This window comes from Burkholderia sp. 4NA327C6 (assembly GCF_005502655.1).
Lineage (GTDB): Bacteria > Pseudomonadota > Gammaproteobacteria > Burkholderiales > Burkholderiaceae > Burkholderia > Burkholderia contaminans.
Genome location: NZ_SCNZ01000010.1, coordinates 157,843 through 180,207, shown reverse-complemented (window position 1 = coordinate 180,207; position 22,365 = coordinate 157,843). Strand labels below are relative to the sequence as shown.

The 22,365-nt window shown below is 68.5% G+C and carries 22 protein-coding genes; 5 read left to right on the top strand and 17 right to left on the bottom strand.

Translation table 11 applies throughout. The features are described 5' to 3' along the window. Nucleotides 1-75 precede the first annotated feature (75 nt). From carB to gloB, 6 genes are all read right to left on the bottom strand, one after another. The gene (gene carB / locus FFS49_RS13340) at nt 76-3,330 is read right to left on the bottom strand and encodes a carbamoyl-phosphate synthase large subunit (protein WP_039347683.1); all 3,255 of its coding nucleotides are present in this window, start codon (nt 3,328-3,330) and stop codon (nt 76-78) included. 49 nt (nt 3,331-3,379) lie between these two features. Continuing rightward, nucleotides 3,380-4,039: a leucine efflux protein LeuE gene (gene leuE / locus FFS49_RS13335; protein ID WP_039347686.1), complete on the bottom strand. Its 660-nt coding sequence runs from the start codon at nt 4,037-4,039 to the stop codon at nt 3,380-3,382. Between the two features lie 37 nt (nt 4,040-4,076). Then, entirely contained in the window at nt 4,077-5,222 is a 1,146-nt protein-coding gene (gene carA / locus FFS49_RS13330) for a glutamine-hydrolyzing carbamoyl-phosphate synthase small subunit (RefSeq protein WP_041492797.1), read from the bottom strand. 365 nt (nt 5,223-5,587) lie between these two features. After that, nucleotides 5,588-6,805: an MFS transporter gene (locus FFS49_RS13320; RefSeq protein WP_105815744.1), complete on the bottom strand. Its 1,218-nt coding sequence runs from the start codon at nt 6,803-6,805 to the stop codon at nt 5,588-5,590. Nucleotides 6,806-6,962: 157 nt separating this feature from the next. Then, nucleotides 6,963-8,522, bottom strand: coding sequence for a transglycosylase SLT domain-containing protein (locus tag FFS49_RS13315; RefSeq protein ID WP_105815743.1), 1,560 nt, complete (start codon nt 8,520-8,522; stop codon nt 6,963-6,965). Nucleotides 8,523-8,673: 151 nt separating this feature from the next. Continuing rightward, entirely contained in the window at nt 8,674-9,480 is an 807-nt protein-coding gene (gloB, locus tag FFS49_RS13310; RefSeq protein WP_039347697.1) for a hydroxyacylglutathione hydrolase, read from the bottom strand. Nucleotides 9,481-9,498: 18 nt separating this feature from the next. On the opposite strand from gloB, the gene FFS49_RS13305 reads away from it, so the two are divergent. From FFS49_RS13305 to dnaQ, 3 genes are read left to right on the top strand one after another with little or no spacing between them, the layout of a single operon-like run. Continuing rightward, nucleotides 9,499-10,311: a class I SAM-dependent methyltransferase gene (locus FFS49_RS13305; protein WP_039347700.1), complete on the top strand. Its 813-nt coding sequence runs from the start codon at nt 9,499-9,501 to the stop codon at nt 10,309-10,311. After that, the gene (rnhA, locus tag FFS49_RS13300) at nt 10,308-10,751 is read left to right on the top strand and encodes a ribonuclease HI (protein WP_039347704.1); all 444 of its coding nucleotides are present in this window, start codon (nt 10,308-10,310) and stop codon (nt 10,749-10,751) included. Before FFS49_RS13305 ends, rnhA begins: the two co-directional genes overlap by 4 nt. A 38-nt stretch (nt 10,752-10,789) precedes the next feature. After that, the gene (dnaQ, locus tag FFS49_RS13295) at nt 10,790-11,524 is read left to right on the top strand and encodes a DNA polymerase III subunit epsilon (protein WP_105815742.1); all 735 of its coding nucleotides are present in this window, start codon (nt 10,790-10,792) and stop codon (nt 11,522-11,524) included. Nucleotides 11,525-11,558: 34 nt separating this feature from the next. Here the strand turns inward: dnaQ and FFS49_RS13290 are convergent, their stop codons facing one another. After that, nucleotides 11,559-11,891 carry a YnfA family protein gene (locus tag FFS49_RS13290; RefSeq protein ID WP_039347710.1) on the bottom strand — a complete coding sequence of 111 codons (333 nt, stop codon included), beginning with the start codon at nt 11,889-11,891 and terminating at the stop codon, nt 11,559-11,561. A 540-nt stretch (nt 11,892-12,431) separates the two neighbouring features. On the opposite strand from FFS49_RS13290, the gene proP reads away from it, so the two are divergent. Further along, nucleotides 12,432-13,919, top strand: a complete 1,488-nt coding sequence (proP, locus tag FFS49_RS13280) for a glycine betaine/L-proline transporter ProP (protein WP_105815741.1) — start codon at nt 12,432-12,434, stop codon at nt 13,917-13,919. A 109-nt stretch (nt 13,920-14,028) separates the two neighbouring features. Here proP and FFS49_RS13275 read toward each other — a convergent pair whose 3' ends face one another. Together FFS49_RS13275 and FFS49_RS13270 are read right to left on the bottom strand one after the other, a co-directional pair. Continuing rightward, nucleotides 14,029-14,223, bottom strand: a complete 195-nt coding sequence (locus tag FFS49_RS13275) for a hypothetical protein (protein ID WP_039352510.1) — start codon at nt 14,221-14,223, stop codon at nt 14,029-14,031. Nucleotides 14,224-14,438: 215 nt separating this feature from the next. Continuing rightward, on the bottom strand, nt 14,439-15,068 hold the full coding sequence (locus FFS49_RS13270; RefSeq protein ID WP_039352474.1) for a glutathione S-transferase: 630 nt from the start codon (nt 15,066-15,068) through the stop codon (nt 14,439-14,441). 261 nt (nt 15,069-15,329) lie between these two features. Here FFS49_RS13270 and FFS49_RS13265 point away from each other — a divergent pair, with 261 nt between their 5' ends. Next, nucleotides 15,330-16,547, top strand: a complete 1,218-nt coding sequence (locus tag FFS49_RS13265; RefSeq protein WP_105815740.1) for a polyhydroxyalkanoate depolymerase — start codon at nt 15,330-15,332, stop codon at nt 16,545-16,547. A 7-nt stretch (nt 16,548-16,554) separates the two neighbouring features. Here the strand turns inward: FFS49_RS13265 and FFS49_RS13260 are convergent, their stop codons facing one another. From FFS49_RS13260 to mdcC, 8 genes are all read right to left on the bottom strand, one after another. Then, on the bottom strand, nt 16,555-17,199 hold the full coding sequence (locus FFS49_RS13260) for a phosphoribosyltransferase family protein (RefSeq protein WP_105815739.1): 645 nt from the start codon (nt 17,197-17,199) through the stop codon (nt 16,555-16,557). A 125-nt stretch (nt 17,200-17,324) separates the two neighbouring features. Continuing rightward, complete coding sequence (locus FFS49_RS13255; RefSeq protein WP_046545355.1) at nt 17,325-17,846, bottom strand: phospholipase D-like domain-containing protein; 522 nt, start codon at nt 17,844-17,846, stop codon at nt 17,325-17,327. A 117-nt stretch (nt 17,847-17,963) separates the two neighbouring features. Continuing rightward, nucleotides 17,964-18,896: an acyltransferase domain-containing protein gene (locus tag FFS49_RS13250; protein WP_105815738.1), complete on the bottom strand. Its 933-nt coding sequence runs from the start codon at nt 18,894-18,896 to the stop codon at nt 17,964-17,966. Next, the gene (gene mdcB / locus FFS49_RS13245; RefSeq protein WP_105815737.1) at nt 18,893-19,759 is read right to left on the bottom strand and encodes a triphosphoribosyl-dephospho-CoA synthase MdcB; all 867 of its coding nucleotides are present in this window, start codon (nt 19,757-19,759) and stop codon (nt 18,893-18,895) included. The genes FFS49_RS13250 and mdcB overlap by 4 nt, the downstream gene beginning before the upstream one ends. Then, the gene (gene mdcG, locus FFS49_RS13240) at nt 19,756-20,424 is read right to left on the bottom strand and encodes a malonate decarboxylase holo-[acyl-carrier-protein] synthase (RefSeq protein ID WP_137909901.1); all 669 of its coding nucleotides are present in this window, start codon (nt 20,422-20,424) and stop codon (nt 19,756-19,758) included. Before mdcG ends, mdcB begins: the two co-directional genes overlap by 4 nt. Then, entirely contained in the window at nt 20,411-21,118 is a 708-nt protein-coding gene (gene mdcE / locus FFS49_RS13235; protein ID WP_105815736.1) for a biotin-independent malonate decarboxylase subunit gamma, read from the bottom strand. The genes mdcG and mdcE overlap by 14 nt, the downstream gene beginning before the upstream one ends. Further along, nucleotides 21,105-22,043: a biotin-independent malonate decarboxylase subunit beta gene (locus FFS49_RS13230; RefSeq protein WP_105815735.1), complete on the bottom strand. Its 939-nt coding sequence runs from the start codon at nt 22,041-22,043 to the stop codon at nt 21,105-21,107. Before FFS49_RS13230 ends, mdcE begins: the two co-directional genes overlap by 14 nt. After that, a complete protein-coding gene (mdcC, locus tag FFS49_RS13225) occupies nt 22,040-22,357 on the bottom strand; it encodes a malonate decarboxylase acyl carrier protein (protein ID WP_105815734.1) in 318 nt (105 codons plus the stop codon). The genes FFS49_RS13230 and mdcC overlap by 4 nt, the downstream gene beginning before the upstream one ends. Nucleotides 22,358-22,365 lie beyond the last annotated feature (8 nt).

Below are 22,365 nucleotides of genomic sequence, written 5' to 3'. Positions count from 1 at the left end.
GATTAAGCGCGCTTCCGATGCACTGGAAACACCGCCTAATCGCGGCACGTGTTGCTTCGACAGGTAACTGACTGCTTAGTTTAGGCGAGCGTGAAGACCTTGTAAATCATAGACTTCCAGATCCTTCAGGTAGCGCAAGCCTTCCACCGCCGCGCGCGCGCCCGACATCGTCGTGTAGTACGTGACCTTGTGCGCCTGCGCGCTCATGCGGATCGAACGCGAATCGGCGATCGCCTGGCGCGTCTCGTCGACCGTCGTGAACACGAGGGCGATTTCGCCGTTCTTGATCATGTCGACGATGTGCGGACGGCCGTCCTTCACCTTGTTCACGACCTTCACCGGCACGCCGGCCGCTTCGATCGCGGCGGCCGTGCCCTTGGTCGCGACGATCGGGTAGCCGAGGTCGTGCAGCATGCGCGCGACTTCGACGGCCTTGGGTTTATCCGCGTCCATCACGGTCAGCAGCACCGTGCCCGACTCCGGCAGGCGCGAACCGGCCGCGAGCTGCGACTTGAACAGCGCTTCGCCGAACGTCTGGCCGACACCCATCACTTCGCCGGTCGAACGCATTTCAGGCCCGAGGACCGGATCGACGGTCGGGAACTTGACGAACGGGAACACCGCTTCCTTCACGCTGAAGTACGGCGGCTCGACTTCCTTCGTCACGCCCTGCTGCGCGAGCTTCTGGCCGACCATCGCACGCGCCGCGATCTTCGCGAGCGGCAGGCTGGTCGCCTTCGACACGTACGGCACCGTGCGCGATGCGCGCGGGTTCACTTCCAGCACGTAGATGATGTCCTGCTTCGAACCGTCCGCCTGCGGCACCTGCTGGATCGCGAACTGCACGTTCATCAGGCCGACCACGTTCAGCGCCTTCGCCATCGCGCCCGTCTGGCGCTTCAGCTCGGCCACGGTTTCCTTCGACAGCGAGTACGGCGGCAGCGAGCATGCCGAGTCGCCCGAGTGGACGCCCGCCTGTTCGATGTGCTCCATCACGCCGCCGATGAACACGGCTTCGCCGTCGCAGATGCAGTCGACGTCGCACTCGATCGCGTCGTTCAGGAAGCGGTCGAGCAGCACCGGCGAATCGTTCGACACCTTCACGGCCTCGCGCATGTAGCGCTCGAGGTCGCGCGGCTCGTGGACGATTTCCATCGCGCGGCCACCCAGCACGTACGACGGGCGCACGACCAGCGGGTAGCCGATTTCAGCCGCCAGCGCGAGCGCTTCGTCTTCGGCACGCGCGGTGCGGTTCGGCGGCTGGCGCAGGCCGAGGTCCTGCAGCAGCTTCTGGAAGCGCTCGCGGTCTTCGGCCGCGTCGATCATGTCCGGCGACGTGCCGACGATCGGCACACCGTGCGCCTCGAGGTCGAGCGCGAGCTTCAGCGGCGTCTGGCCGCCGTACTGGACGATCACGCCGACCGGCTTTTCCTTGTCGACGATCTCGAGCACGTCTTCGAGCGTCAGCGGCTCGAAGTACAGGCGGTCGGACGTGTCATAGTCGGTCGACACCGTTTCCGGGTTGCAGTTGACCATGATCGTTTCGTAACCGTCCTCGCGCATCGCGAGGGCCGCGTGCACGCAGCAGTAGTCGAACTCGATACCCTGGCCGATCCGGTTCGGGCCGCCGCCCAGCACCATGATCTTCTTGTTGGTGGTCGGCTGCGCCTCGCACTCTTCCTCGTAGGTCGAGTACATGTACGCGGTTTTCGTCGCGAACTCGGCCGCGCAGGTGTCGACGCGCTTGTAGACCGGGCGCACGTTGAGTTCGACGCGGCGCTTGCGGACGTCTTCCGGGCTCGCGCCGAGCAGCTTCGCGAGGCGACGGTCGGAGAAGCCGCTCTGCTTCAGGTAGCGCAGCTCGTCGAACGTGAGCGACGCGAGCGTGCGGCCGCCGAGCGCCTTTTCCTTCAGGATGATCTGCTCGATCTGCTCGAGGAACCACGGGTCGATCGCGGTTTCCGCGTAGATTTCCTGGGCCGTCATGCCGATCCGGAACGCGTCGCCGACGTACCAGATGCGGTCCGGGCCCGGCTCGTGGATCTCGATCGCGATTTCGTCGCGGTCGGTCGACTTCTCGTCGAGACCGTCGACGCCCACTTCGAGGCCGCGCAGCGCCTTCTGGAACGATTCCTGGAACGTGCGGCCGATCGCCATCACTTCACCGACCGACTTCATCTGCGTCGTCAGGCGCGAATCGGCTTCGCGGAATTTCTCGAACGCGAAGCGCGGGATCTTCGTGACGACGTAGTCGATCGTCGGCTCGAACGACGCCGGGGTCTGGCCGCCGGTGATTTCGTTCTTCAGCTCGTCGAGCGTGTAGCCGACCGCCAGCTTCGCCGCGACCTTCGCGATCGGGAAGCCCGTTGCCTTCGATGCGAGCGCCGACGAACGCGACACGCGCGGGTTCATTTCGATGACGACCATGCGGCCGTCCTTCGGGTTGATCGAGAACTGCACGTTCGAGCCGCCCGTGTCGACGCCGATCTCGCGCAGCACCGCGAGCGATGCATTACGCAGGATCTGGTATTCCTTGTCGGTGAGCGTCTGCGCCGGCGCGACCGTGATCGAGTCGCCGGTGTGCACGCCCATCGGGTCGAGGTTTTCGATCGAACAGACGATGATGCAGTTGTCGGCGCGGTCGCGCACGACTTCCATCTCGTATTCCTTCCAGCCGAGCAGCGATTCTTCGATCAGCAGCTCGCGCGTGGGCGAGAGATCCAGGCCGCGCTTGCAGATCTCTTCGAACTCTTCGCGGTTGTAGGCGATGCCGCCGCCCGAGCCGCCGAGCGTGAACGACGGACGGATCACGACCGGGTAGCCGCTGCCGCCGGTGAGCGCCATGATCTCGGCGTGCACCTGGGTCGCTTCTTCCATCGAATGCGCGATGCCCGACTTCGCGGAACCTAGACCGATCTTGGTCATCGCTTCCTTGAACTTCTGGCGGTCTTCGGCCTTGTCGATCGCTTCCGGCGACGCGCCGATCAGCTCGACGCCGAACTTCTCGAGCACGCCGTGGTGGTGCAGGTCGAGCGCGCAGTTCAGTGCGGTCTGGCCGCCCATCGTCGGCAGGATCGCGTCCGGGCGCTCCTTCTCGATGATGCGCGCGACGACTTCCCACGTGATCGGCTCGATGTAGGTCACGTCGGCCGTGTTCGGGTCGGTCATGATCGTCGCCGGGTTGCTGTTGACGAGAACGACCTTGTAGCCCTCCTCACGCAACGCCTTGCAAGCCTGCGCGCCCGAATAGTCGAACTCGCACGCCTGGCCGATGATGATCGGGCCGGCGCCGATGATGAGGATGCTTTTGATGTCTGTGCGTTTTGGCATGGCTTGTGAATTCAATAAGTAATCGTTGTCGTGGGTCGGCCGGCTGCGCTCAGCTCATCGTGGCGAGCGCGAGCTTCACCGAGAATCCGATGAACAGGCCGCCCACGCTGCTCGCCGCGCCTGCTGCAAGCTTGCGGCGGCGGCGGAAGTGCTCGGCAAGCCGCGCACCCGCGAAGATCAGCGTGCTCAGGTACAGGAAGCTCGCGCATTGCGCGATCGCCCCGAGCACGACGAACGACAGCGCGGGATGCGGGAATGCCGGGTCGACGAACTGGATGAAGAACGAGATGAAGAACAGGATCGCCTTCGGATTCAGCAGGCTCACGATCAGCGCCTTGCGGAACGGCCGTTCGCCGTCCACCGCAGGCGCTGCCTCGACCGGCTCGTCGCCGCGCGCGCGCAGCTTCTGCCACGCGCTGCGCAGCATGCCGGTGCCGATGTAGAGCAGATACGCGGCGCCGCCGTACTTGACGACGGAGAACAGCAGCGGGTTCGCCTTCAGCAGCGACGCGACACCGGCGGCGGACAGCACCATCAGCACCGTGTCGCCGACGAACACCCCGCACGCCGCGCGATAGCCGGCCTTCACGCCGCGCTGCGCCGCGAGCGACAGCACGTACATCGAGTTCGGCCCCGGCAGCAGGATGATGAAGATCACGCCGAACACGTAGGTCCAGATATCCGTGATGCCGAGTGCGTGGCCGAACATGATGCGAATCTCCCGTTCTTCGGTTGCGTCGTTGACGTCAGGCGTTGCGCTGCTTCGCCGCGTCCATCAGCGCGGTGAAACGGTCGAACAGGTAGCCGATGTCGTGCGGGCCGGGCGACGCTTCCGGGTGGCCCTGGAAGCAGAATGCCGGCTTGTCGGTCAGCTCGAAGCCCTGCAGCGTGCCGTCGAACAGCGACACGTGCGTCACGCGCGCGTTGGCCGGCAGCGAATCCGCATCGACCGCGAAGCCGTGGTTCTGCGACGTGATCACCACGCGACCGTCGCCGAGATCCTTCACCGGGTGGTTCGCGCCGTGGTGGCCCGTCTTCATCTTCAGCGTCTTCGCGCCGACCGCGAGGCCCATGATCTGGTGACCCAGGCAGATGCCGAAGGTCGGCACGCCGCGCTCGATGAACTGCTTCGTGGCCGCGATCGCGTAGTCGCACGGTTCCGGATCGCCGGGGCCGTTCGACAGGAACACGCCGTCCGGATTCAGCGCGAGCGCATCTTCCGCGCTCGCCTGCGCCGGCAGCACCGTCACGTGGCAGCCGCGCTCCGCGAGCATGCGCAGGATGTTGTACTTGACGCCGAAATCGTACGCGACGACGCGGTACTTCGGCGCTTCCTGCATGCCGTAGCCGCCTTCGAGGCGCCATTCGGTCTGCTTCCACTCGAACGGCTTCGTGGTCGACACGACCTTCGCGAGATCCATGCCGGCGAGACCCGGGAACGAGCGCGCGAGCTCGATTGCCTTCGCTTCGTCGTCCGAGCCCGTCAGGATGCAGCCGTTCTGCGCGCCCTTGTCGCGCAGGATGCGGGTCAGCTTGCGGGTGTCGATGCCGGCGATCGCGACGACGCCTTCGTCGCGCAGGTAGTCGCCAAGCGTGCGGTCCATGCGGAAGTTCGATGCGAGCGAGGGCAGATCACGGATGATCAGGCCGGCGGCATGGACTTTCGTGGCTTCGACGTCTTCGGCGTTGACGCCGACGTTGCCGATATGCGGATAGGTGAGCGTGACGATCTGGCGCGAGTAGCTCGGGTCAGTCAGGATTTCCTGATAGCCGGTGATCGCGGTATTGAACACGACTTCGCCGATCGTGTGGCCTTCGGCCCCGATCGAATAACCACGAAAGACCGTGCCGTCGGCGAGTGCAAGCAAGGCGGGAGTAAAAGACGGCAACACGGGAGGCTCCTTGGGGAACACCCTGCTGCCGACCTGCTTACCCGGCCGCGCGAGCGCCGCGCTGCGTGGGCGCGCGCGGTCGCTTGCTGGACGCGGCCTGCGTTGTCGAGACGCGAACCCGGCGCGTGGCGCACGAGGCTTCGCGGCATCGCCCGGCAGGCGGCGTGCGGCGGATGAACGGGATGAATGAGGTAGGCGCTAGGGTGCGAGGTTGATCAGCACAAACTTTCAAATTATAGCCTGAAAATGGCCCTATCTTCAATTGATATGGCCGTCCGATCGTGCGCGCGCCGCGTCCGGCAACGCGGTACAACGCGCTGCGGCCCCGTTTAAGCGGCCGCCCTACCCGCCAGCGTACCGCCGGATCAGTGCGCTTGACCAGTGCCGCGCGCGGGCCAGACGTACCAGACCGCGCTCACGACCTGCAGCGCGAGCAGCACGCCCCAGGCGGTGAAGTGCGCAGCGGCCGGATAGCGGCCGTCGACCGCCGGCCAGTGCGACAGCACCGCGCCGACACCGATCTGGAACGCAAAGATCAGCAGGAAGATCACGAGCGTGAGCGTCGTGTTCGCGCGGCCGATCAGGTGAGCGGGAAAATGCCCGGCCATCACCGCGTAGGTCAGGATGCCGACGCCGCCGAACATCCCGTAGGCGGCCCACAGCACGGCCGGCGGCACCGGCACGCGCGCGACGATCGCGGCCTGCGTCGCGACGAACAGCGCCATGCCGACGCCGCAGAATGCGTACACCGATACGCCGCGCCGCTCGAGCACGCGTGCCGCGGCGCCGAAGCCGACACAGCCGGCCATCATCGCGAAGCCGAGCACCGATACGAGGCGTGCGGAATGCGGCGCATCGAACCCCGCGACATCGCGCAGGTACGGCCCGACCCACAGCGACTGCATCGCATAGAACACGCCCTGCGTGACGACGGAGAACGACGAGATCTTCCAGAACGCACGGCTGCTCAGGATGTGCCACGTCCCTTTGAACTGGCTGACGAGCCCGCCCTGGTGGCGCACCTGCTGCGCTTCCGGCGCGCCCAGCCCGACCGACGCGGCGACGATCACCGTCAGCACCGCGAGGCCGAAGCAGATCGCGCGCCAGCTCGTCCAGCCGAGCAGCCAGGTCAGCGGCGAGCCGACCATCACGCCGCCGAGGCCGCCCACGGCCATCACGAGGCCGTTGACGAGCGGCAGCCGGCCGACCGGGAAATGCTGCGCGAGCGCCTTGAACGCCGCGCCGAGACACACCGAGACGCCAACACCGATCAGCAGCCGGCCGACCATCATCGCGCCGAGGGTGTGTGCGGTGCCGAACACGGCCGCCCCGGCAGCCGCGAACAGCAGCATGCCGGCCGTCACGCGGCGCGGGCCGAAGTGGTCGAGCATCACGCCGGCCGGGATCTGCGCGCCCGCGAAGCCGAGGAAATAGAGGCTGGTGAGCAGGCCGAGATCGGCGGCCGACAACCCGAGCTCGTTCGTGACGAACGGCGCGAAGCCGAGATTGACGCCGCGAAACACATACGACACGAAATACCCGACCGAAAACAGCGCGAGCACCCTCACCTGCACCGACGACATCACTTCCCCTTGTCATATGAAGACATTCGAAGCAGCGCCCCCGCGCCGCGCACAAACAAAAACGCCGTCACCTCGGTGACGGCGTTTCCCTGCATTTCGTCGGATGATAGCGCAATCGCGCGAGCCGGGCCGGCCGCACGACGCGATCGCGACTGCGTTACTTCTTCTTGCCCTTGTGCGCGGCGGCCTTGGCCGGTGCCGCTTTCGCCGATTTGGCCGCCGGCTTCGCCGCGCCGCGCTTCGCGCCGTGCGACTTGCCGCCCACCGCCAGGCTCGCGCGCTCGATGTGCGCGCCGCCGGCCGACGTCGCGATCCGCTCCGGACCGGGTTCCGCCGGTACCGAACGGCCGACCGGCACGTGCAGCACGAGCGCCTGGCCCGGCATCGCCAGATCGCGGTGCGTGCGGTTCCACGCCTTGAGCTGGCCGACCGACACGCCGTAGCGGACGGCGATCGCCGCCATCGACTGCTTGCGGCGCACGCGGATCAGCATCTTGCGCGTGTCGGGTACGTCGGGTTCCATCGCGAGCGCGCCGTTTTCGGCGACGTCGGCGCTGATGTCCTCGTCGTCGTCATCGCCGCGCGGCACGACGATCGTCGAGCCCGGCTTCAGGCGCATGCCGGCCGGAATCTTGTTGATCGACATCAGCGTATCGGCGTCCACGCCGATCTTCTCGGCGATCGCGGCCGGCCGCGCCCGTTCGCTGACCGTATAGGTGGTCCACGACGAAAGCTGGCCGTTGTACGCCTTCAGGCTCTTCTCGAACGCCGACGCGTTGTCGAACGGCAGCAGGATCTGCGGCTCGGTCGCGCCGAGGATCACCGGCTTCGAGAACGACGGGTTCAGCGAGCGGAATTCGTCGAGCGACAGGTTCGCGAGCTTCGCGGCCACCGCCACGTCGATGTCGCGCGATGTCGTGACCGTCACGAAATACGGGTGGTTCGGGATGTCCGGCAGCGCCAGGCCGTACTGCTGCGGATTCGCGATGATGTTCTTCACCGCCTGCAGCTTCGGCACGTAGTTGCGCGTCTCGTTCGGCATCCGCAGGCTCAGGTAGTCGGTCGGCAGGCCGGCCGCCTGGTTGCGCGCGATCGCGCGCTGCACGTTGCCCTCGCCCCAGTTGTACGCGGCCAGCGCGAGATACCAGTCGCCGAACATGTCATGCAGGCGCGACAGGTAGTCGAGCGCGGCGCTCGTCGACGCGAGCACGTCGCGGCGCTCGTCCTGCCACATGTTGCGCTTCAGGTTGTACGTGCGGCCCGTGCCGGGCATGAACTGCCACATGCCGGCCGCCTTCGCGACCGACAGCGCCTGCGGGTTGTATGCGGACTCGATGAACGGCAGCAGCGCGAGCTCGGTCGGCATGTGACGCGCCTCGAGTTCCTCGACGATGTGGTACAGGTACTTCTGCGAGCGCTCGGTCATGCGCTGCACGTAGTCCGGGCGCTGCGTGTACCACGTGGTCTGCATGTCGACGAGGTCGGTCTGCAGGTCGGGCATCTGGAAACCGCGGCGGATGCGACCCCAGAGATCGGAGTCCGCACTGGTCAGGTCGCCGACGGATTGCTTGTCGACGTCGACAGTTTCTTTGGCGGTGGCTGATTTACGGAGGTAGGTGGACGTCGCCTGAGAATCGGCGGCGTTGTTGGCGACAGGGGCCTGGCTCGCACAAGCGGCGAGCAGCAGAACCACCATCGCACTCAATATAAGTCGCATGAAAATCTCTGCTTCCGACGGCTGGAAATTGCAGGCGATACTACGGAAGTGCGTGCTTCACGTCAATAAAAACACCGAAAACTCAGCGAAATCCTACATTTGGAGCAATTTTTACAGACACCGCTTGAGCTTTGGAGTCCTCCGGAAATCGTCATCGGAACCGGTTTTTCCATTCGCGCATCAGCGTGAACGCCGTCAGGCGATCCGGCACCGTTTCGTGCAGTTCGGCCTCGAGCGTCGCGCGGATCGCATCGCTGTCCGCACGCATGAACGGGTTAACGGCACGCTCATGCGCGATCGTAGTGGGCAGTGTCGGCACGCCGCGCGCGCGCAGCGCCTGCGCGTCGTCGCGCCACGTGGCGAGCGCCGCATTGCCGGGTTCGCACGCGAGCGCGAAGCGGATGTTCGACAGCGTGTATTCGTGTGCGCAATGCACGTGGGTGTCGCCCGGCAACGCCGCGAGCGCGTCGAGCGACGCGAGCATCTGCGCGGGCGTGCCCTCGAACAGGCGCCCGCAACCGCACGAGAACAGCGTATCGCCGCAGAACACGTGCGGCGCCGCGTTGCCCGGCCCGGCCGCCTGGAAATAGGCGATGTGGCCGCGCGTATGGCCGGGCACGTCGAGCACGTCGAACGTGGCGGCGGGCGCCTCGAGCGTCACGCGCGCGCCGCCCGAAAGCGGCTGCGTAACCACGCCGATCGCCTCGGCCGCGGGGCCGTAAACAGCGAGCGGAGCATCGTCCGGTTGGCTATCGCGCAGTGCCGCGACACCGCCGACGTGGTCGGCGTGATGGTGCGTGAGTAAAATAGCGGTCAACCGCCAGCCTCGTTCGGCTAGAACCCGGCGTACCGGCGCGGCTTCACCCGGATCGACGGCGATCGCATCGCGGCCGTCCGAGACGAGCCAGATATAGTTGTCATCGAATGCCGGAACCGGCACGTATTCCAGCTCGTTCATGGGCGCGCAATCATCGTTATGTCTGACCGTCAAATTATAGACTGGCCCGCCTGGACCGACTCACCGCCCGGCCGCTACGTGCTGGGCTGGGAACAGGCGCAGCTCGACCGGATCGTGTCCGACGTCTTCGGGTTCCACGCGCTGCAGCTCGGCCTGCCCCAGCTCGACGCGCTGCGCGAGAACCGCATGCCGTATCGCGGCCTCGTGCTCGATCCGGCGAGCGGCGCGAGCGCGCCTTACCAGTATCCGTGGGCGCGCGAAGCGCATGCGCCCGAGCACGCGCCCGACGGCCGCAGCACGACCTGGTGCGACCTGCTCGACCTGCCGTTCGAGTCGCAGAGCGTCGACCTGATCGTGATGCCGCACACGCTCGAATTCACGTCCGACCCGCACCGCCTGCTGCGCGAGGCCGAGCGCGTGCTGATGCCGGAAGGCCAGTTGGTGATCACGGGCTTCAATTCGCTCAGCCTGTGGGGCATGCGGCAATCGTTCGGGCGCATGGCGAACCATCCGTTCGTGCCGGCCACGCGCGACCAGATCGCATTCATCCGCCTCAAGGACTGGATCAAGCTGCTCGGCTTCGACCTCGAACGCGGCCGCTTCGGCTGCTACCGGCCGCCGCTCGTCACCGACAAGTGGCTGGCCCGCTATGGCTTCATGGAAGCCGCCGGCGACCGCTGGTGGCCGATCTTCGGCGCCGTCTACATGGTGACGGCCGTCAAGCGCGTGCGCGGCATGCGCCTCGTCGGCCAGATCCGGATGAAGAAGCCCGTGCTCGCACCGGGCCTGACGCCGGCGGCCTCCCCGACCACTCATCAAGAACATTCATGACTACCGATACGATCGACATCTATACCGACGGCGCCTGCAAGGGCAACCCCGGCCCCGGCGGCTGGGGCGCACTGATGCGCTACGGCGACAAGGAGAAGGAGCTGTTCGGCGGCGAGCCCAACACGACCAACAACCGCATGGAGCTGATGGGCGTGATCGCCGCGCTTGAAGCGCTGAAGCGGCCGTGCCAGGTGATCGTGCATACCGACTCGCAATACGTGCAGAAAGGCATCAGCGAGTGGATCCACGGCTGGAAGAAGAAAGGCTGGGTCACCGCGGCGAAGACGCCCGTGAAGAACGCCGACCTGTGGAAGCGGCTCGACGCGCTCGTCGCGCAGCATGAGGTCGAGTGGCGCTGGGTCAAGGGTCACGCGGGCCATCCCGAAAACGAGCGCGCGGACGCACTCGCGAATCGCGGCGTCGAATCGCTCACGGCCTGAACGCGGGCCGCTCCCCTGTTTCCTACGTATTTCCCGACATGCGCCAGATCATTCTCGATACCGAAACCACCGGCCTGAACGCCCGCACGGGCGACCGCCTCATCGAAATCGGCTGCGTCGAGCTGCTGAACCGGCGGCTCACCGGCAACAACCTGCACTTCTACGTGAACCCCGAGCGCGACAGCGATCCGGGCGCACTGGCGGTGCACGGGCTCACGACCGAATTCCTCAGCGACAAGCCGAAATTCGCGGAAGTCGCCCACCAGATCCTCGACTTCGTGAAGGACGCCGAGCTGATCATCCACAACGCGCCGTTCGACCTTGGCTTCCTCGACGCGGAATTCGCGCGGCTCGGCCTGCCGCCGTTCACCGAGCACTGCGGCGGCGTGATCGACACGCTGGTGCAGGCCAAGCAGATGTTCCCGGGCAAGCGCAACTCGCTCGACGCGCTGTGCGACCGCTTCGGCATCAGCAACGCGCACCGTACGCTCCACGGCGCACTGCTCGACTCGGAGCTGCTCGCCGAGGTGTATCTCGCGATGACGCGCGGCCAGGACAGCCTCGTGATCGACATGCTCGACGACGTGGGCGCCGACGGCGGTGCGGGCAACGGCCAGCGCGTGTCGCTCGCCGCGCTCGACCTGCCCGTGGTGGCCGCGAGCGACGACGAACTCGCCGCCCACCAGGCTCAGCTCGACGAGCTCGACAAGTCGGTCAAGGGCACCTGCGTGTGGCGCACGTCCGCCGACGCAGCCGCCGCCGAAGCGGCTTGAAGCAGGCGGCCGGCGGCACGCGCCGCCGCCGCGCTCACGCGCGCGGCTGCAGCGCGATGACCGCCATTCCGCCGAGCGCGAGCACCGCCCCGGCCACGTCCCAGCGGGTCAGCGCGACACCGTCGACCACCCGCAGCCAGGCCAGCGCCACCGCGATATACACGCCGCCGTACGCCGCATAGGTGCGCCCCGCCGCGCTCGGGTGGAGCGTCAGCAGCCACGCGAACAACGCGAGCGACAGCGCGGCCGGCACCAGCAACCACGCCGGCCGCCCCTCCTTCAGCACGAGCCACGGCAGATAGCAGCCGACGATTTCGGCCAGCGCGGTGGCGGCGAACAGCGCCGCGATCCTCATCAGTTCGGTCATCCGGTTCCTCGTGAATTCGGCCACCGTCACCCGGGGCCGCACGGCCCCGCCGTGCGCCGCCGATCATACCCGAGCCGCCCCCCGCCGGATGCCCCGCCAGCCGGGCGTTTCCCGGCAATTTGCACGATCATCCGTCATCGTGCTATCATGTCGCCTGTTTCAACATTCAATCTCTGTCTATTCGATTTCGAGAGAAGTCCGTCCGCGCGTTGCGGGTCGGCGCTTCGACCGAAATTGCACACACAGGAAAGCCCGCCCGACAGGCCCGCTTTTCTCGTTTCGCTGCCCCTCCGGGGCGCTTGCCGGAACGCTGGACACCGTCCGCACCGGCATCTGCCGCCTGCATCACGCGGCCCATTCTTCATGAGCGCACTGTCGCGACGGCCCATCGGGCCCGCGTCGAAGCAGCCCCTTACGGCCCATTACCGCCTGTCATGCAGTAAGTGCTTAAAGGTCTGCCCCGACGCGTCGCACCCGACACCGCGCTCGCCGGCAAACCGTGTCGGACGGCTCGCCCGTTCGGCGCAGTCAAAGGAGTGCATGACCTTGACCGCAACACACGTCAGCCCGACCGCTGCTTCTTCCACCGCTTCGTCGTCCGGCGAAGCCCCGCTCGTCGCGGACGACATCACCGTCGTCGACCAGAGCCTCCTCAAGCGCGCCGTCAGCGCCATGGCCATCGGCAATGCGATGGAATGGTTCGACTTCGGCGTGTACAGCTACATCGCCGTCACGCTCGGCAAGGTGTTCTTCCCGTCCAGCAGCCCGTCCGCGCAGCTGCTCGCGACCTTCGGCACGTTCGCCGCTGCCTTCCTCGTGCGCCCGCTCGGCGGCATGGTGTTCGGCCCGCTCGGCGACCGCATCGGCCGCCAGCGCGTGCTCGCCGCCACGATGATCATGATGGCCGTCGGCACCTTCGCGATCGGCCTGATCCCCAGCTACGCGTCGATCGGCATCATGGCGCCCGTGCTGCTGCTCGTCGCCCGCCTCGTGCAGGGCTTCTCGACCGGCGGCGAATACGGGGGCGCCGCCACCTTCATCGCCGAATTCTCGACCGACAAGCGGCGCGGCTTCATGGGCAGCTTCCTCGAGTTCGGCACGCTGATCGGTTACGTGATGGGCGCGGGCGTCGTCGCGCTGCTCACCGCATCGCTGTCGCAGGAAGCGCTGCTGTCGTGGGGCTGGCGCGTGCCGTTCCTGATCGCCGGCCCGCTCGGCCTGATCGGTCTCTACATCCGGATGAAGCTCGAGGAAACGCCCGCGTTCAAGCGCCAGGCCGAAGAGCGTGAAGCGCAGGACAAGGCCGTGCCGAAGGCGCGCTTCCGCGAAACGCTGATGCGCAACTGGCGTGCCCTGCTGCTGTGCGTCGGGCTCGTGCTGATCTTCAACGTGACCGACTACATGGTGCTGTCGTACCTGCCGAGCTTCATGTCGTCGACGCTGCACTTCGACGAATCGCATAGCCTTGTGCTCGTGCTGATCGTGATGGTGCTGATGATGCCGCTGACGCTCGCCGCCGGCCGCCTGTCCGACAAGGTCGGCCGCAAGCCCGTGATGCTCGCCGGCTGCGTCGGCCTGCTCGTGCTGTCGATCCCGTCGATGATGCTGATCCATGCGGGCACCACCGTGTCGGTGTTCAGCGGCCTGCTGATCCTCGGCGTGCTGCTGTCGTGCTTTACCGGCGTGATGCCGTCGGCGCTGCCGGCGCTGTTCCCGACCGAGATCCGCTACGGCGCGCTGGCGATCGGCTTCAACGTGTCGGTGTCGCTGTTCGGCGGCACGACGCCGCTCGTGACCGCCTGGCTGGTCGACGTCACGCACAACCTGATGATGCCCGCGTACTACATGATGGGCGCAGCCGTGATCGGCATCGTGTCGGTCATCGCGCTCGCCGAAACCGCGCGCCAGCCGCTCAAGGGCTCGCCGCCGGCCGTCGCGTCGCGCCGCGAAGCCCATCAGCTCGTGCGCCAGATGCGCGAGGGCGACGAATCGGATATCTACAGTGTCGCGTCGCCGGCACGCGCCTGAGCGTCACCCATGAAAAAGCCCCGGCCGAAGCCGGGGCCTGATCGAACCCGATCCGCCCGACCGGCTTGCGCCGGCCGGGCTTTTTTTCATCCATTCGACGCCTGCGCGCTCATGCCTGCGCTTCGCATTGACGGCAGAAAATCAGCGCCCGCGAGCGCGACACGGCGGCCTGCGCACCGCGCGCCGCGACGATCAGCCCGACCTGACCGAGATTGAAATCGCGCTCGACCATCAACTGCGTCAGCGCTGCCAGCGGCAACACGAGGGACGGGTGGTACAGGCTCGATTCGATCAGGGCTTTCATCTGCGGCTCCATCAGGCAAGGCGTCATTCGATGGAGTGGATTCTAGGGATCGGCCGCGTCCCGATAAACCGCGCGAATGCGAAGTCACTTGTCAGCCGCCGAGAACAATCGACAGCGGCTTGCCCGACAAGGCCGAGCGGGCGACGGGCAGCGGCACGGGGCCCCGCCGCACGTCGCCGCGACGCCCTGGGGCCTGTTCACGCTAATAACGGGCCCTAGACGAGCGGTGTTTCGACGAACGCCGGCAGCGTTTCCGCCCGCGCCGAATGCGCGGCCAGTGCCGGATAACGGGCCGGATCGATCCGCGCGAGCACCGGGTAGTCGGCCGCCATGAACTGCGTGAAGCGCCATGCGACCGCGACCGTCACGTCGGACTGCAGCAGGCGCGCGCCGCCGAACCAGCCGTTCGCGCCCGCGACGAGCGGCTCCAGTGCGCCGTACGCGCCCTCGATCTGGCTCAGCACGCGCTCCAGCCACGGCGCATGCTGCTTGTCGGCCGGACGCAGCGCCTGCTCGTAGATTACCTGCACGGTCTTCTCGGCGGCCGCCAGCGCGAAACCGACCGGCACGAGCGCGCGCAGCCGTGCATCGGCGGTATCGGGCAGCAAGCGCCGCTCGGGCGCAACCAGGTGATCGAGATAGTCGACGATCAGTGACGAATCGAGCAGCGTCGCGCCGTCGCCGGTCACGAGCGTCGGCGCCTTGACGACCGGGTTGGTCACCCTGAACTGCTCGAAATGACGGAACACCGAGAGCGACTCGTGTTCGAACGGAAGGTCGAGCAGCTTCGCCGAAATGGCGACCCGACGCACGAACGGGGAATCCAGCATGCCGATCAGCTTCATCGCGAACGCTCCGCTTGAGGGGAATGGGAGCGACGACTGTAGCAGCGCCGCTCGGCGTCGCCTAGGGCCCGTTCCCACCGGCAACGGGCGGGTGCCGGCCCCGCAAATGCGTTTGCCGCAATGACGGAACGTGCTCGGTCGGCCTTCGCGCCCGTGCGCCTGATGCACCTGATGCACATCAACCGGCCTCGCGCGGGACTCACGATGTCCGGCCACAGTGACCATAATGCAAGTTCCCCCCCTTCCGCCCCAAGGTTCGCCATGTGGTACGCCCTCGTCGAGCAGCAGCGGGAATGGATGCGCGCCTGGCGCGCGGCGACGCGGCACGCGTTCGACGCATGGCCCGCGGCCACGCTGCCGCACGCAGCGTCGTCGTGCTACGACGATCTGTTCGAGCCGCTGCTCGGGCCGCCGGACGGGCCCCCGCATTTCGACATCGGATGGCCGGCGCTCGGCGAGCGCGTCGTCGCGCGCACGCCGTTCTGCGACCTGCGGCGCTTCACGCGCGCGGATGCGCCGCGCACGGTGCTGCTGTGCGCGCCGCTTGCCGGGCACGCGGCCGTGATGATGCGGGAAACCGTCGAGACGCTGCTCGCGGACGGCGATGTGTGCGTGACCGACTGGCGCAATGCACGCGACGTGCCGCTCGCGGCGGGCCGTTTCGGGCTCGACGAGTACGTCGCGACGCTTGACGGCTTCGTCGACGGGCTCGCGCACGACGACCGGCCGCTGCATGTCGTCGCCGTGTGCCAGGCGACCGTGCCGGTGCTCGGCGCGCTCGCGCTCAGGGCGGCGCGCGGTCTCCCGTCGCCCGCGAGCCTCACGCTGATCGGCGGCCCGCTCGACGCGCGCCGGAATCCGAGTGCGCTCGGCACCGCCGCTGCCGCCCATTCGCTCGGCTGGTGCCGCCGCCACCTGATCGACGTCGTACCCCCCGGCTTCGCGGGGCACGGCCGCCACGTGTTTCCCACCTATCTTCAGCAGGGCGAGATCGCGCTCGTCTACCCGCAGCGCTTCCTGTCGCTGATCGAAGGGTACGCGCTGGCCGCGTCGCGCTTCGACATGGCCGGACTCGCCTGTGCGCGGCGCGCGCTGCTCGAATACACGGCGCTGCTCGACATGCCGGCCGAGTATTTCCTCGATACGGTCGACATCGTGTTCCAGCACATGAGCCTTGCGCTCGGCACGTGGGACGTGGGCGGCCAGCGCGTCGAGCCGGCGGCTTTGCGCGGCATCGTCTTGCTGACCGTCGAAGGCGCATGCGACAAGGTCACGGGCGCCGGCCAGACGCACGCGGCGCTCGACCTGTGCAGCGGCCTCGCCGACGACGAGCGCTTTCGCATCGACATCGACGATTGCGATCACTACGGGCTGTTTACAGGGGCGCGCTGGCACGGGGATGTCCATCCGATGCTGCAGCGCGTGTTCGCATGGGCCGAGGCCCGCCGCCCTCGCCCGCGCCGCATCCGGCGGACGTGATGCCGAATCAGCGCCGCGCCGCATCGAGCAACGCGCGCACCTCGTCGTCACTCGTCTGCTCGAAGCGCGCGTAGAACTGGCTGATCCCGAAGAACGGCTGCGGCAGCGTCACCGTGACGAACGCGTCGGCCAGATCGTCGAACACATGCCGCGCCCCCGCCGGCGCGACCGGTGCAGCCGCGATGATCCGCGCCGGGTGATGCTCGCGCAACGCCTGCAGCGCGACACGCATCGACGCGCCGGTCGCGACGCCGTCGTCGACGACGATCGCAATGCGCCCTTCGACCGGCAGCGGCGGCGCGGCACCGCGATACAGCGCTTCACGCCGATGCAGTTCGGCCGTCTCGCGCGCGATCACGTCGGCGAGCTGTGCGTCGGACACCTTCATCGAACGCAGCACCGAACGCTGCAGATGAATCGCCCCGCCCGTCGCGATCGCGCCCATCGCGAGCTCGGGATCGTACGGCACGCCGAGCTTGCGCACGACCAGCACGTCGAGCGGGGCATGCAGCGCGCAAGCGACCGGATAGGCGACGGGCACACCGCCGCGCGGCAATGCGAGCACGACGACATCGTCCCGCCCCGCGTATTCGCGCAATGCACCGGCCAGCTGGCGGCCGGCATCGGCGCGATCGGCAAAACACTCGAACACGATCGGCTCCCTGCCGTTGCGCCGGATGCGCGAAACCCGCGCCGGCGCCTGTCAACGAGCATGGTTCATCGGCCGCGCCGATGCAAGCAGGGTCATACCGGCGCGCGTGGCGCCGAGGGAAAGGGTCAGAGGCCGGCGGCCTGCCGGTACAGCCGCCAGAACGACTGTGCATAGGATTGCGCGAGCTCGGGCGCACGCTGGAACACGTTCACCGTTTCCGCATGTGCGGCCGCCCCTTCGGACAGCGTGGTCAGCGCGACGCTGTCGTCGACGATCACGAAGCGCGGCGCAGGATCGCCGTGCCGCGAATCGATCGCCACGTCGATACCGGAAGATTTCAGATAGCCCGCGCCGCTGTATCTGCCCGCGCGCGGCGAACGCAAGAGCACGACACGCACCTCGACCCCGCGCGCGCGGGCCGCGCGCAGCGCGCTCGCGACCGCCGGCGGCACGTGCGTGTAGCCGGCCAGCAGCACTCGGCGCTGTGCCTGCCCGATCAGGTCGACGGTCGCGTCGGCCGCCGCATTGTCATACGAAAAGTATGTGCCGACCGATGCGGCATCGGACGGAATCTGGCTGGCGTGGGCGCTCGCCGCGCAACAAAGCGCAGCGAGAAGGAAGGCGGCTGGTCTCATGGCGGGCGCCATTGTAGCGACGCCAATTCGCGTGGCAAGCACCGGCTGCGATGCTGCTGCGCCGGCGCAACACACAGCGCGAAACCGGGGCCCGGCGAACGGGTTACAGCGCGTTTTTCACGGGGTCAATCAGCCCGCGGCGACGCGCGCGAGCCAGCTCTCGATGCCGTCGACGGAACGGAAATCCGCGAGACTGCGCGCCGGCAGCGCCGGATAGGCGCCGCCCGCCATCTCGGCCAGCGCGCGGCCGGGACCGAGCTCGAGGAACGCGGTCGCACCGGCCTCCACGCAGGCGGCAAGACAGGCCGCCCACTCGACCGGCTCCGCGATCTGCCGCGCAAGCTTGTCGAGGCCGGCGTCGACGTCCAGTACCGATGCGCCGTCGATCCCCGAAAAGAGGCGCGTGCCGGGCAACGGCCGCCGCACGTCGGCCACGGCGAGCGACGCGCGAAACACCGGCACGGCCGCGGCGAGCCGGCGCGTGTGCGACGCAATCCGCACGCAGACGGGCGCGACACGCAGCGCGCCGGCGCGCGACGCGTCGTCGGCCACCGCGTCGACATCGGCCTGCCGCCCCGCGACCACGAACGCGTCGCCGGGGTTCGCGATCGCGACCGCCGCGTCGCGGCCTTCGCACAACCGCGCGAGTCGGGCGCGCGTCAGGCCGCGGACGAACACCATCCGCTCGTCGCCGCCGCTCGCGGCATCCATCGCGCGCGCACGTGCATCGGCCAGGTCGAGCGCGGCGTGGGGCTCGATCATCCCGGCGACGCTCCACGACGCGACTTCGCCGACGCTGTAGCCTGCGACGCAGCGCCGGCGCGGCCACAGCGCGTCGAGCAGCGCGGCGGCGGCGAGCGCCTGGACCGTGCAGAGAATCTGCGCGGCACGGTTCTCGCGCAGCGCATCCGGCCCGGCCTGCCGGACCCACGCGCGCGGATCGTCGCCGAGGAGCCGGCCGGCGTGCGCGAACAGTGCGTCGGCCTGCGGCGCGGTGCCGGTCAGGTCGAACATGTCGGCGCGCTGCGCACCCTGCCCCGAACAGAGGATGGCCAGCGTCATCGCACGCCCTCGTCAACGTCGAGCGCATCGATGAAGACGCTCATCGCGAGCAGGTCGGCCGCGCCGCCCGGGCTGAGCCGCCGCGCCACGAACGCACGATGCGCGGCGGCCGCGCGCAGCCGCCAGTCGCGCGCACGCACGCCGCCACGTGCCACGAACGCGCGTGCGGTCGCCCGCGCGAAGTCGAGGCCGACCTGCCCGCCCCGGTGCAGCAGATTCGTATCGTCGAGCGCGGCGATCAGCGCGAAGCACGCATCGACGCGCGCGGCTTCCCGGTCGCCAGGCAGGTCGCGCTGCGCGCGGCGCAGCGCGGGCAGCCCGACCGCATAGACGGTCGCGAACCCGTCGGCCGCCTCGCGACGCGCACCGCCGACGCCGTAGCGGCGGCTCGCGCGTTCGCCGTGGCTGTCGGGCAAGCGTGGGCCGCCGAGGATATCGGCACCCCAGCGGCGAGAGACGAACGCACCGAGCGTCATCCCCGTCGGCATGGCTCCCGGCATCGCGCGCCGACCGGCAGCCGCACACAGCAGCCCGAGCCCGAAGATTGCGCCGCGATGCGTATTGACGCCGCCGGTCGCGGCGAGCATCGCGTGCTCGGCGCGCAGGCCGATCTTGCGCAGCACGGCCATGTCCGCATCGCGTGCGCCCGCATCGGCCAACTCGGCGAAGTACGGCCGCAGCACGGCAGCGCTGCGGGCGAACGTCGCGGCATCCATGTCGGTATGACTGCCGGTGTCGACGTGACTGACGAGCCCCGGCTTCGGATAGGTTTCGATTTCGAGCACGAGGCTGCGCTCGGCCAGTTCGGCGATGCGCTCGGCGTCGGACGGCGCCGGTACGCGGCAGGCAGCCCATGCGCTCATCGCGCACCTCCGATGAACGCGTCGGCCGGCATCAGTTCGACGGTGATCGCGGTCTTGACAGCGACTTCAGGCCGCCGTGCGTGCAGTTCGCGCCAGTTGACGCCCGCGCCGTCGTCGCGCAGCAGTTCGCCATCGATGCGCATCGACGCGCGCGCGTCGATCGCCGCGAGGCCGTCGAGCAGCGGCACGAGCGATGCGGGATGCGGGAGCGGGAACACGATGTCGAGATCGGACGATGCCCCCAGGTAGGGCTCGCCCGTCAGCGCCTGCCATGCGAGGCTGCCGAACACGCGACCCTGCACGCCGTAACGCGCGCCGAGCGCATCGAGTTCCCGCAACGCCGTGCGCCATGCGTCGGGCGCGGCGACGAGCACGTCGGACAACGCCGGTAGCGGGCCGACCGTCGCGAGCGCGTCAGCGGCCGCGTTCAGCGCGATGCGCCGCTTGCCCGCGGAAGGCGGCAGCGGCAGGCCGAGCGGCACGCGGCCGGCATCGGCCTCGTCGGGCGACGCGCGGCGCACGATCAGCGGCCAGCCGCGTTCGGCCCACGCGCGCACGAGCGGATCGGCCGCGAGCGCGGCGTCGCGCGCGAATGCCGCGCCCCACCCCGCCGCCGTCAGCGTGACGAGCGTGTGGCGGCGCAGCGGCAGCTCAGCGTGCGGCACGCGCGAGTGCCTCGACGCGCCGGGCGACATCGGCGGCAACCGGCCGGCCGCGTGACGCACGCCGGTCGACGCGGTCGGCCGGCTTGCCGAGCCATTCGCCGACCTGCGCGTCGAGCGCACGGGCCGGATCGAGCACGGCGTCGACGGCGCCCATCTTCACGAGATTGTCGAGCCCCGGCGCGAACACCGGCGTCGAGCGCGACATCTCCTTCAGTACGTCGATCGGCAACTTGGTCACGCGCGACATCGACGGCAGGTCCATCACCTCCGGCTCCGCGCCCGGCACCGCGAGCAGCGTGCGGGTCGCGAGCGCGGTCGCGATGAACGCGCCCGCGGCCGTGTGGCCGTACAGCACGCCGATCGTCCGGTGCCCGGCGAGATCCGCGTGCATCAGGCATTTCGCGAGGTGCGACAGCCCTTCGTTCAGGCCGAGCAGTTCATCGCGCTTGCTCATCCGCTGGCTGTCGCTGTCGACCAGCACGAGGATCGGCGTGTCGCCGCCGCGCTCGATCGTGTCGAGCACGCGCGCCGCGAGCGTCAGCGCCTCGTCGATGCCGAACGGCAACCGGTCGGCGACGCCGATCACGTCGACACGCGTGCCGGCCAGTTCCGCGTGGCCGGTCAGCAGGCCGCCGTGACGGGCGATCGAATGGCCTTGCGGGAACAGCGAATTCAGCACTTCATCGAGCGTCATGCGAGCTCTCCTGCAATTGGTCGGCGAGCGTGACGAACGCATCGTCGGGCATCCCCGGGATCGCTTCCGGTGCGCTGGCACCGAGCGAGCGCCACACGTCGAGCGCGTCCTTGCACGCGCCGAACCGTTCGACGCGCGCTTCGAGGCGGGCCTGCTCCGCGCGCAGCATCGCCGCATCGAACTTCGGCGCACGGCCGATCAGCTCGAGCGCCGCCGCACGGAATGCATCGGGCGTGTCGGCCACGTAGCGATCCGCGCCGCCGATCAGCCGCCGGTGCTTGCCGCCCATCGTGCGCCAGATCAGCGCGCGGTCCTTCGCATCGAATTCCTCGACGCCGCGATTGGTCTCGATCACTTCGGGGCCCGACACGCTGATACGGCCCTGCTCCGACACCGCGAGCGCCGAGCAGCAGGCGGCGAGCAACCCGCCGCCGCCGTAGCAGCCCGCGCGCCCGCCGATCAGCCCGATCACCGGCACGCCGGCCGTGCGCGCTTCGACGAGCGCGCGCATGATCTCGGCGATCGCGAGTTCGCCCGCATTCGCTTCCTGCAGCCGCACGCCCCCCGTATCGAACAGGATCAGCACCGGCTTGCCGGTTTCGCGCGCAGCGCGCAGCAGCCCGGTGAGCTTCGCGCCGTGCACTTCGCCGAACGCGCCGCCCATGAAACGGCCTTCCTGCGCGGCGACGAACACCGGCTGGCCCTCGAGCCGGCCGTGGCCGACCACCATCCCGTCGTCGAACTGCTGCGGCAGGTCGAACAGCGGCAGGTGCGGGCTCGTCACGCGCTCGGCCGGGCCGAGGAATTCGCTGAAACTGCCCGCGTCCAGCAGCCCGTCGATGCGCTGCCGTGCAGATGCTTCGTACCAGCTCGCGGCATTCGCGACGAACGCGGGGGCGTCGTGATCGTGCTTCACGTCGTTCATGCTGCCCCTCCCTCGATCGCCCGCACCGCCTGCGCGAGCCGCAGCGACACCATGTCGGGCCGCGCGCCGCCGTCGTTGATCGACAGCTTCAGGCCGCCCGGCGTGCGCCGCTCGACGAAATCCGCGACGACGGCCTGCCACACCGCGCCGAACCCGACCGCCGCCGTGCGGATGTCGATCTCGCATTCGTTGCCCGGCAGCACGCGCTCGACGAGCACTTCGAGATTGCCGGATGCCACCACGCCGACGAGCGCCGCGGCCTGCTCGCCCTTCGCGCGCTCGCGCGCGGTGAAGCGATAGTTCAACTGTTCCATGCCGTTGT

Coding starts and splice junctions, on each gene's coding strand:
- FFS49_RS13275 (WP_039352510.1), bottom strand. CDS start 14,223: ATGAAAGCCCTGATCGAATCGAGCCTGTACCACCCGTCCCTCGTGTTG.
- mdcE (WP_105815736.1), bottom strand. CDS start 21,118: ATGACGCTCGATGAAGTGCTGAATTCGCTGTTCCCGCAAGGCCATTCG.
- mdcC (WP_105815734.1), bottom strand. CDS start 22,357: ATGGAACAGTTGAACTATCGCTTCACCGCGCGCGAGCGCGCGAAGGGC.
- FFS49_RS13315 (WP_105815743.1), bottom strand. CDS start 8,522: ATGCGACTTATATTGAGTGCGATGGTGGTTCTGCTGCTCGCCGCTTGT.
- FFS49_RS13265 (WP_105815740.1), top strand. CDS start 15,330: ATGTGGTACGCCCTCGTCGAGCAGCAGCGGGAATGGATGCGCGCCTGG.
- FFS49_RS13250 (WP_105815738.1), bottom strand. CDS start 18,896: ATGACGCTGGCCATCCTCTGTTCGGGGCAGGGTGCGCAGCGCGCCGAC.
- gloB (WP_039347697.1), bottom strand. CDS start 9,480: ATGAACGAGCTGGAATACGTGCCGGTTCCGGCATTCGATGACAACTAT.
- FFS49_RS13290 (WP_039347710.1), bottom strand. CDS start 11,891: ATGACCGAACTGATGAGGATCGCGGCGCTGTTCGCCGCCACCGCGCTG.
- FFS49_RS13270 (WP_039352474.1), bottom strand. CDS start 15,068: ATGAAGCTGATCGGCATGCTGGATTCCCCGTTCGTGCGTCGGGTCGCC.
- FFS49_RS13230 (WP_105815735.1), bottom strand. CDS start 22,043: ATGAACGACGTGAAGCACGATCACGACGCCCCCGCGTTCGTCGCGAAT.
- proP (WP_105815741.1), top strand. CDS start 12,432: ATGACCTTGACCGCAACACACGTCAGCCCGACCGCTGCTTCTTCCACC.
- FFS49_RS13255 (WP_046545355.1), bottom strand. CDS start 17,846: ATGGCGCCCGCCATGAGACCAGCCGCCTTCCTTCTCGCTGCGCTTTGT.
- dnaQ (WP_105815742.1), top strand. CDS start 10,790: ATGCGCCAGATCATTCTCGATACCGAAACCACCGGCCTGAACGCCCGC.
- leuE (WP_039347686.1), bottom strand. CDS start 4,039: ATGTTCGGCCACGCACTCGGCATCACGGATATCTGGACCTACGTGTTC.
- rnhA (WP_039347704.1), top strand. CDS start 10,308: ATGACTACCGATACGATCGACATCTATACCGACGGCGCCTGCAAGGGC.
- carB (WP_039347683.1), bottom strand. CDS start 3,330: ATGCCAAAACGCACAGACATCAAAAGCATCCTCATCATCGGCGCCGGC.
- mdcB (WP_105815737.1), bottom strand. CDS start 19,759: ATGAGCGCATGGGCTGCCTGCCGCGTACCGGCGCCGTCCGACGCCGAG.
- FFS49_RS13305 (WP_039347700.1), top strand. CDS start 9,499: ATGTCTGACCGTCAAATTATAGACTGGCCCGCCTGGACCGACTCACCG.
- FFS49_RS13320 (WP_105815744.1), bottom strand. CDS start 6,805: ATGTCGTCGGTGCAGGTGAGGGTGCTCGCGCTGTTTTCGGTCGGGTAT.